The sequence below is a fragment of the Lysobacter tyrosinilyticus genome (genome assembly GCF_054779815.1).
Genome location: NZ_BAAGXN010000006.1, coordinates 166,551 through 179,343, shown reverse-complemented (window position 1 = coordinate 179,343; position 12,793 = coordinate 166,551). Strand labels below are relative to the sequence as shown.

Sequence of the window (12,793 nt, the reverse complement as noted above, 5' to 3'; positions counted from 1 at the left end):
CAGAGCGACTCAAGATCGCCAGGCCAGCGCAGGTTTCGAGCTAGCGACGAGCCGGCGTGCACAGCGAAGTCGCGCGGTGATAGTCGTAGCCCCAGGTACGGAATCCGGACGTATCCACGTGGATTTCCGTTGGCGAGTAGAAGCCGAGTCCGAACTTGCGTGCGGCGCCATGGGTGCGCCAGTAGGCGCATAACCCGATCACATCGAGGGTGCCGCGGATGTCGAAATCCAACGCGTTGTTGGTGAGATGACGACTGGCGCTGCTGCCGCCTTCGCAACGGTTGAAGGACGGGCTGCGCCAGGCCGAGGCCACGACGACATCTTTGAGGATGCCCGTGGCCCGTAGATCTGCAACGAGTTGCAGAGTCGGCTTCATGCTCGCCCAATCTTCCTGAGGAGGCAGCGCGAATTCGCTGCCGCACAATCGCCAACGACGCCCGCTGCGCAACAACTCGCGCAAGGGAACAACACTGCCAAGTCCCTGGGTGCGCAGATACGAATCGTAGGCGTCCGCCTGCGCGCGATGCCCGGCTTCCAGCCAGCGTTGATACGACGATTGGGCGGCTGGCGATTGGGTCGATGTCGACGATGGGCTGCAGGCCGCGATGCCGAGGCAGAGCAAGGCAGCGCCGTGTTTGCGCACGATCGAAGCGTCGGTCAGACAGGCTGCAGGATGAAGCCCGCCGCCACACGCCGCCCTTCACCGGCGAGCACGTTGAAAGTGCGTGCGGCCGCGGCGTTGTTCATGACTTCCAGGCCGATCCCGCGACTCATGCAGGCGGCCATGACAGCCGCTGCGGGAAACACCTGTACGGCGCCGGTGCCGAGCAGGACCACTTCGGGGTTCAGCCCCAGCAGCGGTTCGAGATCGGCGACGGTCAATGCGCGCGGATCGATGGCCGACCAGTCTTCGATCAGTCGGTCGGGGGAAATGATGAAGCTGGATGCGAGCCGGCGGTCATTGACCACGGCCATCGCGCCATCGGCACCGCGCAGAACGAACTCCTGGTCGGGATGCTCGAGGTTCAGCTGCATGGGTGATGGGCTCAGGCCCGCGGCAGCACGATCTGCCGCTTGTCCTTGCTTGCGCGATACAGCACCGCGGTATGGCCGATGCGCTGCACCAGCGCCGCGCCGACGCGTTCGGCGATATCGCCGATCATGGTGTCGCGGGCCTCGCGGTCTTCCGCGGCGACCTTCACCTTGATCAGCTCGTGGTGTTCCAGCGCCAGGTCGATTTCGGCCAGCAGCGCGTCGGTCACGCCCTTGCCGCCGACCTGCAGCATTGCCCGCAGGTCATGCGCCTGCCCTCGGAGAAAACGGGTCTGGGCGCTGGTCAGGACGGTACTCATGCGGATCACGGGCAGGGCGGAACGGGTGCGCAGGGTATCATGGCGGCCCATAGACCCCGGGCCGGACGTACCGATGGCCACCCGCAGCAAAAGCAGCCATCGCTGGCTCCAGGAACACTTTTCCGATCCCTACGTGAAGAAGGCGCAGGCCGAGGGCCTGCGTTCACGTGCCGCGTACAAGCTCGAAGAGCTGGTCGAGCGCGACCGCCTGCTCAAGCCGGGCATGGTCGTGGTCGACCTGGGCGCCGCGCCTGGCGGCTGGTCGCAATGGCTGCGCCAGGAGCTGGGTCGGCTGAGTCCCAGCAAGCCGGGCCGCGTGATCGCACTGGACATCCTCGAGATGCCGGCGCTGGCCGGGGTCGAGTTCATCCACGGCGATTTCCGCGAGGACACCGTACTGGCCCGACTGGAAGCCACCTTGGATGGCCAACTTGTGGACCTTGTCCTCTCCGACATGGCCCCCAATATGAGTGGTGTGGACGCGGTGGACCTGCCGCGGGCGATGCATCTGGCGGAACTGGCGATGGATTTTGCCGACCACCATCTGCGCGTCGGGGGGACGTTCCTGATCAAGCTGTTCCAGGGCGTGGGCTTCGACGATTACGTGCGTGAATTGCGCCGTCGCTACGCCAAGGTCGTGATCCGCAAGCCTGCGGCTTCGCGCAAGCGATCGCCGGAGGTCTATGCGCTGGCGCAGGGAAAGCTGGCGCAGATGAAATGATTCCTGACCGTGAAGGCGGCAGATTCGCGAAATGACGGCCAAAGCCGGAAATTCAGCGTTTTTTCTGCGACCCTAGCGGTTCGATTTTTTGGGCCGGGTCCTGCCGACCGGTGATAGAAACCAGCACGGAACGCTGAACGGGCGAACCAATGAACGATCTCGCAAAGAACCTCCTGCTCTGGGTCATCGTCGCCGTCGTACTGATGGTGGTGTTCCAGGCCTTTGGCCCGCGCACCGGCCTGGGCGCCGCGTCCAGCGAGGTCACCTATTCCCAGTTCATCAAGGACGTGCAGGGCGACCGGGTGAAGTCGGTCGAATACACCGACGACACCAACCTCGCGGTCAATGCCCTGGCCTTCGAGCGCAAAGACGGCACGAAGAGCACCGCTTTTGGCCCGTCCGACGATGGCTTGGTCAATGACCTGCTCCGCCACAACGTCGAGATCACCCGCAAGGCACCCAGCACCGGCCCGTCGTTCTGGTCGATCGTGTTCAACCTGCTGCCGATCCTGCTGATCGTCGGCTTCTGGCTGTTCGTCATGCGCCAGATGCAGCAGGGCGGCAGCAAGGGCGCGATGAGCTTCGGCAAGTCGCGCGCGAAGATGCAGGGCGAGGATCAGGTCAAGGTCACCTTCGCCGACGTCGCCGGTTGTGACGAAGCCAAAGAAGAAGTGCACGAGCTGGTCGAGTTCCTGCGCGATCCGGGCAAGTTCCAGAAGCTCGGCGGCAAGATCCCGCGCGGTGTGCTGATGGTCGGTCCTCCCGGCACCGGCAAGACCCTGCTCGCACGCGCGATCGCCGGTGAAGCCAAAGTGCCGTTCTTCAGCATCTCCGGTTCCGACTTCGTCGAAATGTTCGTCGGCGTCGGCGCCAGCCGCGTGCGCGACATGTTCGAGCAGGCCAAGAAGCACGCGCCTTGCATCATCTTCATCGACGAAATCGACGCGGTCGGCCGTCATCGCGGCGCCGGTCTCGGTGGTGGTCATGACGAGCGCGAGCAGACGCTGAATCAGCTGCTGGTCGAGATGGACGGTTTCGAAGGTGGCGAAGGCGTGATTGTCATCGCCGCGACCAACCGTCCGGACGTGCTCGACCCGGCGCTGCTGCGTCCGGGCCGCTTCGACCGCCAGGTCGTGGTTGGCCTGCCCGATGTGAAGGGCCGCGAACAGATCCTGCGCGTGCACATGCGCAAGCTGCCGTTGGCCGACGATGTCGAGCCGATGACCATCGCGCGCGGCACGCCGGGCTTCTCCGGTGCCGACCTTGCGAATCTGTGCAACGAGGCCGCGCTGTTCGCCGCACGCGAAAACGCGAAGGAAGTCCGCATGGACCACTTCGACAAGGCGCGCGACAAGATCATGATGGGCACCGAGCGCCGCTCGATGGCGATGAGCGAGGAAGAGAAGCGCAATACCGCCTATCACGAGGCCGGCCATGCCATCGTCGGTCGCCTGGTTCCGGACCACGACCCTGTCTACAAGGTCACGATCATTCCGCGCGGACGGGCGCTGGGCGTCACGATGTACCTCCCCGAAGGCGATCGTTACAGCTACAACAAGGAAAACCTTGAGAGCCGCCTGTGTTCGCTCTACGGCGGTCGCATCGCCGAGGAGCTGATCTTCGGTGCCGACAAGGTCACCACGGGCGCTTCCAACGACATCGAACGCGCGACCAAGATGGCGCGCAACATGGTCACGAAGTGGGGTTTGTCCGAGCTCGGCCCGATCACTTTCGGCGAGGAGGACGAAGAAGTCTTCCTTGGTCGCTCGGTGACCCAGCACAAGAACGTGTCCGACGAGACGGCGCGCAAGATCGACGAAGTGGTGCGCGACATCCTCGATCGGGCCTACGCGCGCAGCACCCAGATCCTCAAGGACAACCTCGACAAGCTGCATGCGATGGCCCAGGCACTGCTGCTGTACGAGACCATCGACGCCAGGCAGATCGACGCGATCATGGAAGGCCGCGAACCGCCGGCGCCGGAAGGCTGGGGCAAGAACGGCAACGACAAGTCGCCGGAGATCCCGCCGCTGCCGCCGATCGGCGGACCCGCGGCGCAGACCTGACTGCGTTGCCAGTGATCGACGAAAAGGCCAGAGTTCGCTCTGGCCTTTTTTGTTGAACGCACGCCATGTTCGATCTGACCCCGACGCTCGATTGCAATGGCCGCGCCCTGACGCTGGATCGCGTCCGGGTCATGGGCATCGTCAACGTCACGCCCGATTCGTTCTCTGACGGCGGTGAACACGCCACGGTCGAGGCTGCCGTCGCTCACGGTCTGAAGCTGGCGGAAGAGGGTGCGGACGTTCTCGACATCGGCGGCGAGTCCACACGCCCCGGCGCGGAGGAAGTCGCCGTCGAAGAGGAGCTTCGGCGCGTGATCCCCGTGATCGAGCGCCTGGCGAAGCAGACAGTGCTGCCGATCAGCGTCGACACTTCCAAGCCCGAGGTCATGCGCGCCGCGGTCGCTGCCGGTGCCGGGATGATCAACGACGTCTACGCCCTGCGCCGCGAAGGCGCGCTGGATGCCGCCGCCGAATCGGGCGTACCCATAGTCCTGATGCACATGCAGGGCGAGCCGCGCTCCATGCAGGCGGCGTCGCATTACGACGATGTGGTGGTGGAAGTGCACCGCTTCCTGGCCGAGCGCATCTTCGCTGCGGAGATGGCCGGCATCGCCAAGAAGAAGATCGTGGTCGATCCGGGCTTCGGCTTCGGCAAGACCCGCGACCACAACCTGCTGCTCCTCGCGCAGCTGGAGCGTTTTGCCGAGCTGGGCGTGCCACTGCTGGCGGGGCTGTCGCGCAAGAAGACCATCGGCGAGTTGACCGGCCGCGATGATCCGCACGATCGCGTGTACGGCTCCGTAGCCGCACATGTGATCGCCGCGCAACGCGGAGCCAGACTGGTGCGCGTGCACGATGTTGCGGCGACCGTTGACGCCCTCAAGGTGTGGAGTGCGGTGGCCGCACAGCCCATGGCGAAGGCCAGGCCGTCCGCGCCAACGATTCGTTGGCCGGACGACGACTGATCGCGAGCGCACAGTTGTGCACAACCGCTGTGGGCAAGTCTCGATAACATCCTGTGGACAAGTGTCTGCCGGCCAGGCAGGACAAGGGTGTCAATAGGATTGGTGAAATTTTCACCACGCTGAAATGCAAATATTTTTGGCTATTTTTTAGCCAACATGCTTGACACGCTTATGCCACAAGGCGCGCAGGCGTTTGTCCACAGGTTATGCGCACAGCTTGCCCACAGAAATTGTGGGCAACGCGATGTTATGCCCGCTTGGCCAAGGGTGGCGAATTTTTCACCGCTGCGATGGAAGGAAATTGTCTGGCGATATTTTCGCCAATCCGCTTGACATGCTTGTGCCGCAAGGCCTGCACGCGTTTGTCCACAGGTTGTGCGCACAGGTTGCCCACAGAAATTGTGGGCAAACGCATGGGGCATGCACTCACGACGCCACGGTCGGCGTCCACAACTGCGACCAGCGCGCGAGCTTGTCCTCGGGCCCGAGCTGCTGCGGCGATGCAACCACTTCGGCGCCCAACAGGTGGCGCTCGTCGAAACTGTTGCGATTGACTGCGCCACGCAGCACACCACCGTCGCAGCTGCAGGTCACGGCGACGAGTACGCCGCACGATCCACAAAAAAGGAAGTCCGCCTGGGCCGAGCCCTGGTGATAGCGTCGGGCGTGTTCGCCCGCATGGTGGAGGTGCAACGCACCGTTCGGGTCGGATACCCACGCGGCTCGGTGGCGAGTGCAGAAGTCGCAGTCGCACGCGCGCGGCGCGAATTCGGCGAGCGCCGTGCCGGTATCGAGCGTCCAGCGCAGGCGGCCGCAATGGCAGCCTCCGGTGTGCTGGTGGCGGGCGGCGCGCTTGTTCAATCGCCACCTCCGCCGTCGCTACTACCGCCGCCGTCGCAGGATCCGCCGTCGCTTGCAGAATCGCTGCAATTGGTGTCGGAAGTGCTGCTATCGGAGTAGCTGCCGCTATCGGAGTAGTAAGTGCTGCTGGTGTCGCCATCGCCGCCGCCGGAACCCGACGCACGCGATAGCTTCATGACCACCCAGACCAGCGCCACGGCCACAACGATCCAGAACAGGATGGGCATGATCGGGTCCCGCGGTTCGACGAGTCCCCCTAGGCTAGCCATCCGGAGTCGGGAACGCGACTGCCTCGGGCGCAGACCGGTGCCGACCCCCTCGCGGGCCGCCATCGCAAGCTGCACCGCACATCGCATTGCCGCGGACGATGGCCCACTATGTGCGCCTTCCATCTCCTGTTCGACCCGAGGATTTCTATGACATGGCTCCGGCGCAAGGACATTGACCAGGTCACCGTGCACGAGGAGGGGCGACGGCTGGTGCCCACCCTGAGTTGGCCACACCTGATCGCCCTGGGCATCGGCGCCATCGTCGGTACCGGCATCTACACGCTGATCGGCGTGGGTGCCAACCTCGCCGGCCCGGCCGTGCTGCTGTCGTTCCTGGTCGCCGGGGTGGTCTGCGCCTGTGCGGCGCTCGCCTACGCCGAAATGGCGACGATGATGCCGGCCGCCGGCAGCGCCTATACCTACAGCTACATCGTGCTGGGCGAGAGCATCGCCTGGGTCGTGGGCTGGAGCTTGATCCTGGAATATTCGCTGGTCGTCAGCGCGGTGGCGGTGGGCTGGTCCGGCTCGGTCGTGGAATTCCTCAACGGCCTGGGCGTGCATTTGCCGCAGGCGTTAGCGGTCGGGCCGCACGCGGGCGGCATCATCAATCTGCCGGCGGTGCTGATCGTATTCGTAGTGGCCGGTCTGCTCATGATCGGCACGCGCGAAAGCGCCACGCTCAATGCCGTGCTGGTCAGCGTCAAGATCGTCGCGCTGATCGTGTTCGTTGCGATTGCGCTGCCGCACTACAACCCGGGCAACCTGCATCCGTTCATGCCGTTCGGGTTCGCCAAGTCGATGGGTGCCAATGGTGTCGAACACGGAGTGATGGCGGCAGCGGCGATCATCTTCTTCGCCTTCTACGGCTTCGACGCGATTTCCACCGCGGCCGAAGAAACCAAGAATCCTGGCCGCGACCTGTCGATCGGCATCATAGGCTCGATGATCGGCTGCACCCTGATCTACATGATCGTGGCGCTGGCCGCGGTGGGCGCCCTGAGCTACGCCGTCTTCAGCCAGAGTCCGGCGCCGCTGGCACTGATCATGCGCGAACTGGGGCAGGGCACCGCTGCGAAGATCGTAGCCGGCGCAGCCGTGGTCGCGCTGCCGACCGTGCTGCTGGCGTTCTTCTACGGACAGAGCCGCATCTTCTTCGTGATGTCGCGCGATGGCCTGTTGCCGCGCGGCCTGTCGAAGGTCAACCCGCGCACCGGTACGCCGATCGCGACCACGCTCTTCACCGCCACGCTCGTCGCCGCACTCGCGGGCGTAGCGCGCCTCGACGAGATCGCCGCGCTGGCCAACGCAGGCACGCTCGCGGCCTTCATCGCCGTGGCCGTCTGCATGCTGGTGCTGCGCAAGCGCGCGCCGTCGCGCCAGCGTGTGTTCCGCACGCCGCTGGCCTGGGTGGTCGGGCCCGTTGCGATCCTGGGCTGCCTGTACCTGTTCTGGAGCCTGCCGCAGCGCACGCAGGTCTGGTTCCTGTGCTGGAACCTGATCGGCGTGGTCGCCTATCTCGCCTACGGCCGTCGCGGCAGCCTGCTGGCGCGCGGCCAGGAAGCGTGACGGAACGGATTGCTGGTTGGCTGGCCGATTGATGACTGCTGACCAGCGTCCCCTCGCCATCGCATTGATGGGCCCGACCGCGTCGGGCAAGACCGCGCTTGCGCTCGAATGGGCGCAGCGCCTGGGCGGCGAAATCGTCAGCGTCGACTCCGCGCTGGTGTATCGCGGCCTGGACATCGGTGCCGCCAAGCCGACCGCCGCCGAACAGGCGGCGGTTCCGCACCACATGCTCGACCTGCGCGAACCGTGGCAACCGTATTCCGCGGCGGAATTCGCCACCGATGCGCGTGCGGCCATGGAGGCGATCGCCGCGCGCGGCCGGCTGCCGATCCTCGCCGGCGGCACCGGCCTGTACTTCCATGCATTGCTGCATGGCTTGTCCGACATGCCGGAAGCCGACCCGGCGATGCGGGCCCGGCTCGAAGCCGAAGCGTCCGCACAAGGTTGGGCGGCACTGCATTCCGAGCTGCAGCGCATCGACCCCGAAGCGGCGGCGCGCATCCACGCGACCGATGCACAGCGGATCCAGCGCGCATTGGAAGTGTTCCGGCTTTCCGGTCGCACCATCAGCGACTGGCGTCGTGCGGCCCAGGCTGCGCCGCGTCTGCCATTCCGGGTGCTGAAGCTGGTGCTGGCGCCGCAGGAGCGCTCCGAGTTGCATCGGCGCATCGAGTTGCGCTTCGACAGCATGCTCGCCGGCGGCTTCATCGACGAAGTGCAGCGTCTGCGCGCGCTGCCGGAATTGCGTGCACACCCCCGCCCACTCGACCTGCCCGCATTGCGTGCCGTGGGCTATCGGCAGGCCTGGGAGCATCTGGACGGTGCGCATGGCGCGTCCGAGTTTCGCGATCGCGGCATCTTCGCCACGCGCCAGCTGGCCAAGCGCCAGCTCACCTGGTTGCGCGGCGAACTGGATGCCCGTTGGTTCGATCCGCAACGCCAGCGCGATGCGCTGGAGACGGCGTTGCGGCTGTTCTTGCCGAAACTGTCGGCCTGATGTTCCTGTCCGGGCAGGGGCCGCGACGCGCCAACCTGTTCATGCAAAGCGGGGCACCGGTCTGCTCGCGCCCGGCCCGACTGGGTTACCATCGGGCCGTCGTCCGTGCGGGGACAGCACCGGCGACACGACCGCGGCTAAGCCGCGTCGTCTCTTATAACTAGAAATACAGTGGGGAAAACGATGTCGAAGGGGCAATCCTTGCAGGACCCGTTCCTGAATGCTTTGCGGCGCGAGCGCGTGCCGGTCTCGGTGTACCTGGTCAATGGCATCAAGCTGCAGGGCACGATCGAATCGTTCGACCAGTTCGTGGTGTTGCTGCGCAACACCGTCAGCCAGATGGTCTACAAGCACGCCATTTCGACCGTCGTGCCGGCGCGCAACGTGCGCGTGGGGCCGGGCGGCGGCCAGGTGCAGTCCGGTGAAGGCGGCGAGGAAGCCGACGAGGCCGAATAAGCCGCCCGTCGCAGCCACGCGAAATCGTGGTTGAAGCAGGAGCCGAGTGCCCCCAACTCTCCTTCCCCATCTCGGGGAAGGAGTAGAAAGGCCGAATGTTTGAACGTTCCCGCAAGGGTGAGCACGCACTGCTGATCCAGCCCCATGCCGGCGGTCCGCCGGATGAAGGCTTGATGGAAGAGTTCGCGGATCTCGCCCGTTCGGCCGGCGCGTCCGTGGCCGCGTTGCTCACGGCGCGTATCGATCGCCCAAATCCGGCCATGCTGATTGGCAGCGGCAAGCTCGAGGAAGTGAAGGCCGCGGCCGATGCCAGCGGCGCCGATCTCATCCTGGTGAACTACGCCCTGTCGCCGGGCCAGGAGCGCAACCTGGAAAAAGCGCTGCAACGCCGCGTCGTCGACCGTACCGGCCTGATCCTCGACATTTTCTCCCAACGTGCGCAGAGCGCCGAAGGCAAGCTGCAAGTCGAGCTTGCCCAGCTCAAGCACATGGCCACGCGCCTGGTGCGCGGCTGGACCCACCTGGAGCGCCAGCGCGGTGGTGCGATCGGCCTGCGCGGTCCCGGCGAAACCCAGCTGGAAACCGACCGCCGCCTGCTGCAGAAGCGCCTCGAGCAATTGCAGAAGCGTCTCGACAAGGTCGAAGTGCAACGCACGCAGATGCGGCGCGCGCGCATGCGCAGCGAACTGCCGCGCATTGCACTGGTGGGCTATACCAACGCCGGCAAGTCGACGCTGTTCAACGCACTCACGGGTGCCGCGGCCTACGCGGCGGACCAGCTCTTCGCCACGCTCGATCCCACCGTGCGGCGTATCGCGTTGCCGGGCGGAGGCGCGGTGCTCGCCGATACGGTTGGCTTCGTCCGCGACCTGCCGCACGAACTGGTGGCTGCATTCCGTTCGACCCTGTCGGAAGCGCGCGACGCCGACCTGCTGCTGCACGTCGTCGATGCCGCCGACCCGCTTCGCGACGAACGCATCGCGCAGGTGGACGAAGTGCTGGCCGAAATCGGCGCGGGCGACCTACCGCAGCTGATCGTCTTCAACAAGATCGACCGCCTCGAACGCGAAGACAATGCCGCACCCGAGCCGCGCCACGATCGACCGGGCGAAGGCCGGCAACGCGTATGGGTGTCGGCGCAGCTCGGCCTCGGGCTGGATCTGTTGCGCCGCGGGCTCGCCGAAGTGCTGGAGTTGCGCCACGTCGTGGGCGAGCTGCGGCTGCCTTCGCAGGCTGCGCGCCTGCATGCCCGTCTGCACGCGATCGGCGCGATCCGCGAGGAGACTCACGACGAGCATGGCTGGCGCCTGCAGGTCGACCTGGCAATTGCCGACGCACAGAAGCTGTTCGCCCAGGCGCACGGCGAGGCATTGCGGCCGCTGCTGGAAGCGGCGGGGGCACTCGACGACGGAACGCCCGAGTGGTGATCGCCGCATCGCTGCGCATCGGTCATGCTCGGCGCTGTCTTGTTGAAGACGTCTTGTTTGAGGCCTTCCCGGCACTCACCTAGAATCGACGCGCGCCCCCGGGCGTGACCGTCCCCTTTGGAGCAGGCATGGCCTGGAATACCCCTGGAAGTAGCGGCTCTGGCAACAATCCGTCCGGTCCGGACGGACGCCGTCCGCAGCGCCCCCGCAAGCCGGGTGGCGGGCTCGACACCGTGTTCGATGCCTTGCGCAGCATCTTTGGCGGCGACGGCGGGATCTGGCGTTGGGTCGCCATCGTCTTCGGCCTGTGGCTGGTGTTCAGCACCTTTGTTCTGGTGACCGAACAGGAGCGCGGCGTGGTCCTGCGCTTTGGCAGCTTCGCCCGCATCCTGCAGCCCGGGCCGCATTTCAAGGCGCCGTGGCCGATCGAGACGGTGGAGAAGGTCAACGCCACTCAGAGCAACGCCTACAGCGAAAACGTGCCGGTGTTCACCCGCGACGGCAACATGGTGAATGTCGAGATCAACGTGCAGTACCGCATCGGTGATCCCTACCTTTACGAATTCGGCACGCGCGACGCGGACCAGACGTTGAAGGAAGCCGCGCAGAGCGCGGTACGCGAGCAGGTTGGCCGCTCGGACCTGGACACTGTCCTGAACGCGCGCGGTGAGCTCACCGTGTCCGTGCGCGAACATCTGCAGAAAGCATTGCAGGCGTACCGCACCGGTCTGGTGCTGACCGAACTCAACCTGCCCAACGCGCGTCCGCCGGACGACGTCAAGGACGCCTTCGACGAAGTGCAGCGCGCGCGCGCGGAAAAGAACACTGCCATCAACGACGCCCAGGCCTATGCCAAGCGCATCGTGCCCGAAGCACGCGGCGAAGCCGCGCGCACGCGCACGGTGGCCGAAGGCTACAAGACCGCGACCATGGCGCGCGCGCAGGGCGATGCCACGCGCTTCTCGCTGCTGGTCGACCAGTACAAGTCCGCGCCGGATGTCACGCGCAAGCGCCTGTGGCTGGAAACGGTGCAGGAGGTGTTGACCGAAAACCGCAAGATCGTCGGTGGCGATTCGCGCCAGCTGATCTACGTGCCGATGGAAGACAAGCGCACGGCGCCGGGCGCGGCCAACGCGCCGTTGCTGACACCGGATGTACTGTCGCCCGCGGTGACCGCGGGGACGGAAGCCGCACGTCCGGCGCGTAGCCCGCGACCGACCCGCGAGGAGGAGGACCGCCGATGAGATTTTCCCTGTGGATCGCCATCGCCGTCAGCGCACTGCTGGCGTTGCTCGGCTCCGTGTTCGTCGTGCGCGAAGGCCACAGTGCCATCGTGTTCCGCCTGGGCACGATCGTGCGCACCGATATCGGCCCTGGCCTGCACTTCAAGATGCCGCTGGTCGAGAACGCCAGCGTCTTCGACCGCCGCATGCTGGTGCTGCCCGCCGAGTCGGAGCGCTACCTCACCGAGGACAAGCAGGACGTCAGCATCGACTTCTTCGCCCTCGGCCAGATCGAGAACCTGCGGGTGTTCTACCGTGCCACCGGCGGCAGCGAAGAAGTCGCCGTACAGCGCCTTGCGCCGATCATCCGCGACTCGCTGCGTAACGAGATCAACGCGCGCACGCTGCAGGAAGTGGTTTCCGGCGATCGCACCGCGGTAATCGGCCGCCAGCTGAAGGCGATCAATGAAGGCGCGCAGACACTGGGCGTGAAGATCGTCGACATCCGCATCAAGCGCATCGAACTGCCGCAGGACAGCAACGTCGTGGGTTCGGTCTACGACCAGATGCGCTCGCAGCGCAAGCAGGTCGCCAGCCAGTTGCGTGCCGAGGGTGTCGAGCAGGCCCAGGTCATTCGTGCGCAGGCCGATCGCGACCGCGCCGTCATCCTGGCCGAGGCCGAGCGCGATGCGCAGAAGTCGCGAGGCGAGGGCGATGCCGAAGCCGCGCGGTTGTATGCCCAGGCGGCGAACAAGGATCCGGGGTTCTATGCCTTCCAGCGCAGCCTGCAGGCCTACCGCGCGTCTTTCTCCGACGGGCAGAGCGTGATCGTGCTGGATCGCGACGATCCGTTCCTGCAGTACATGAAGTCGGATCGCTGACGCGACGTG

General features: G+C 65.7%; 14 protein-coding genes. 9 read left to right on the top strand and 5 right to left on the bottom strand.

Going from position 1 to position 12,793, the window contains the following annotated elements:
• Positions 1-40: 40 nt before the first annotated feature.
• The 3 genes from ACYVGK_RS14435 to yhbY form a co-directional block, all read right to left on the bottom strand.
• A complete protein-coding gene (locus ACYVGK_RS14435; protein ID WP_460734908.1) occupies positions 41-376 on the bottom strand; it encodes a D-Ala-D-Ala carboxypeptidase family metallohydrolase in 336 nt (111 codons plus the stop codon).
• Positions 377-657: 281 nt separating this feature from the next.
• A complete protein-coding gene (locus tag ACYVGK_RS14430) occupies positions 658-1,035 on the bottom strand; it encodes an Mth938-like domain-containing protein (RefSeq protein ID WP_460734906.1) in 378 nt (125 codons plus the stop codon).
• 11 nt (positions 1,036-1,046) lie between these two features.
• A complete protein-coding gene (yhbY, locus tag ACYVGK_RS14425; RefSeq protein WP_460734904.1) occupies positions 1,047-1,352 on the bottom strand; it encodes a ribosome assembly RNA-binding protein YhbY in 306 nt (101 codons plus the stop codon).
• A 73-nt stretch (positions 1,353-1,425) separates the two neighbouring features.
• On the opposite strand from yhbY, the gene rlmE reads away from it, so the two are divergent.
• The 3 genes from rlmE to folP all read left to right on the top strand — a co-directional run bounded on the left by rlmE (position 1,426) and on the right by folP (position 5,104).
• Complete coding sequence (gene rlmE / locus ACYVGK_RS14420) at positions 1,426-2,073, top strand: 23S rRNA (uridine(2552)-2'-O)-methyltransferase RlmE (protein ID WP_460734902.1); 648 nt, start codon at positions 1,426-1,428, stop codon at positions 2,071-2,073.
• A 149-nt stretch (positions 2,074-2,222) separates the two neighbouring features.
• Positions 2,223-4,139, top strand: coding sequence for an ATP-dependent zinc metalloprotease FtsH (gene ftsH / locus ACYVGK_RS14415; protein WP_460734900.1), 1,917 nt, complete (start codon positions 2,223-2,225; stop codon positions 4,137-4,139).
• Between the two features lie 65 nt (positions 4,140-4,204).
• Positions 4,205-5,104, top strand: coding sequence for a dihydropteroate synthase (gene folP / locus ACYVGK_RS14410; protein ID WP_460734898.1), 900 nt, complete (start codon positions 4,205-4,207; stop codon positions 5,102-5,104).
• Between the two features lie 426 nt (positions 5,105-5,530).
• Here folP and ACYVGK_RS14405 read toward each other — a convergent pair whose 3' ends face one another.
• Both ACYVGK_RS14405 and ACYVGK_RS14400 read right to left on the bottom strand, forming a co-directional pair.
• The gene (locus ACYVGK_RS14405; protein WP_460734896.1) at positions 5,531-5,965 is read right to left on the bottom strand and encodes a GFA family protein; all 435 of its coding nucleotides are present in this window, start codon (positions 5,963-5,965) and stop codon (positions 5,531-5,533) included.
• Complete coding sequence (locus tag ACYVGK_RS14400) at positions 5,962-6,192, bottom strand: hypothetical protein (protein WP_460734894.1); 231 nt, start codon at positions 6,190-6,192, stop codon at positions 5,962-5,964. Before ACYVGK_RS14400 ends, ACYVGK_RS14405 begins: the two co-directional genes overlap by 4 nt.
• 189 nt (positions 6,193-6,381) lie before the next feature.
• On the opposite strand from ACYVGK_RS14400, the gene ACYVGK_RS14395 reads away from it, so the two are divergent.
• The 6 genes from ACYVGK_RS14395 to hflC all read left to right on the top strand — a co-directional run bounded on the left by ACYVGK_RS14395 (position 6,382) and on the right by hflC (position 12,784).
• Complete coding sequence (locus ACYVGK_RS14395; RefSeq protein WP_460734892.1) at positions 6,382-7,800, top strand: amino acid permease; 1,419 nt, start codon at positions 6,382-6,384, stop codon at positions 7,798-7,800.
• A 31-nt stretch (positions 7,801-7,831) separates the two neighbouring features.
• The gene (gene miaA / locus ACYVGK_RS14390; protein ID WP_460734890.1) at positions 7,832-8,797 is read left to right on the top strand and encodes a tRNA (adenosine(37)-N6)-dimethylallyltransferase MiaA; all 966 of its coding nucleotides are present in this window, start codon (positions 7,832-7,834) and stop codon (positions 8,795-8,797) included.
• Between the two features lie 183 nt (positions 8,798-8,980).
• Complete coding sequence (gene hfq / locus ACYVGK_RS14385) at positions 8,981-9,253, top strand: RNA chaperone Hfq (protein ID WP_460734888.1); 273 nt, start codon at positions 8,981-8,983, stop codon at positions 9,251-9,253.
• Positions 9,254-9,348: 95 nt separating this feature from the next.
• Entirely contained in the window at positions 9,349-10,680 is a 1,332-nt protein-coding gene (hflX, locus tag ACYVGK_RS14380; RefSeq protein WP_460734886.1) for a ribosome rescue GTPase HflX, read from the top strand.
• Positions 10,681-10,808: 128 nt separating this feature from the next.
• On the top strand, positions 10,809-11,924 hold the full coding sequence (hflK, locus tag ACYVGK_RS14375; protein ID WP_460734884.1) for an FtsH protease activity modulator HflK: 1,116 nt from the start codon (positions 10,809-10,811) through the stop codon (positions 11,922-11,924).
• On the top strand, positions 11,921-12,784 hold the full coding sequence (gene hflC / locus ACYVGK_RS14370) for a protease modulator HflC (protein WP_460734882.1): 864 nt from the start codon (positions 11,921-11,923) through the stop codon (positions 12,782-12,784). Before hflK ends, hflC begins: the two co-directional genes overlap by 4 nt.
• Positions 12,785-12,793: the final 9 nt, after the last annotated feature.

Bases quoted from the DNA above. Each gene is read 5' to 3' on its own strand.
- ACYVGK_RS14435 (WP_460734908.1), bottom strand. From the start codon at position 376: ATGAAGCCGACTCTGCAACTCGTTGCAGATCTACGGGCCACGGGCATC.
- ftsH (WP_460734900.1), top strand. From the start codon at position 2,223: ATGAACGATCTCGCAAAGAACCTCCTGCTCTGGGTCATCGTCGCCGTC.
- miaA (WP_460734890.1), top strand. From the start codon at position 7,832: ATGACTGCTGACCAGCGTCCCCTCGCCATCGCATTGATGGGCCCGACC.
- ACYVGK_RS14395 (WP_460734892.1), top strand. From the start codon at position 6,382: ATGACATGGCTCCGGCGCAAGGACATTGACCAGGTCACCGTGCACGAG.
- ACYVGK_RS14430 (WP_460734906.1), bottom strand. From the start codon at position 1,035: ATGCAGCTGAACCTCGAGCATCCCGACCAGGAGTTCGTTCTGCGCGGT.
- hflX (WP_460734886.1), top strand. From the start codon at position 9,349: ATGTTTGAACGTTCCCGCAAGGGTGAGCACGCACTGCTGATCCAGCCC.
- ACYVGK_RS14400 (WP_460734894.1), bottom strand. From the start codon at position 6,192: ATGCCCATCCTGTTCTGGATCGTTGTGGCCGTGGCGCTGGTCTGGGTG.
- hflC (WP_460734882.1), top strand. From the start codon at position 11,921: ATGAGATTTTCCCTGTGGATCGCCATCGCCGTCAGCGCACTGCTGGCG.
- yhbY (WP_460734904.1), bottom strand. From the start codon at position 1,352: ATGAGTACCGTCCTGACCAGCGCCCAGACCCGTTTTCTCCGAGGGCAG.
- hflK (WP_460734884.1), top strand. From the start codon at position 10,809: ATGGCCTGGAATACCCCTGGAAGTAGCGGCTCTGGCAACAATCCGTCC.
- hfq (WP_460734888.1), top strand. From the start codon at position 8,981: ATGTCGAAGGGGCAATCCTTGCAGGACCCGTTCCTGAATGCTTTGCGG.
- rlmE (WP_460734902.1), top strand. From the start codon at position 1,426: ATGGCCACCCGCAGCAAAAGCAGCCATCGCTGGCTCCAGGAACACTTT.
- folP (WP_460734898.1), top strand. From the start codon at position 4,205: ATGTTCGATCTGACCCCGACGCTCGATTGCAATGGCCGCGCCCTGACG.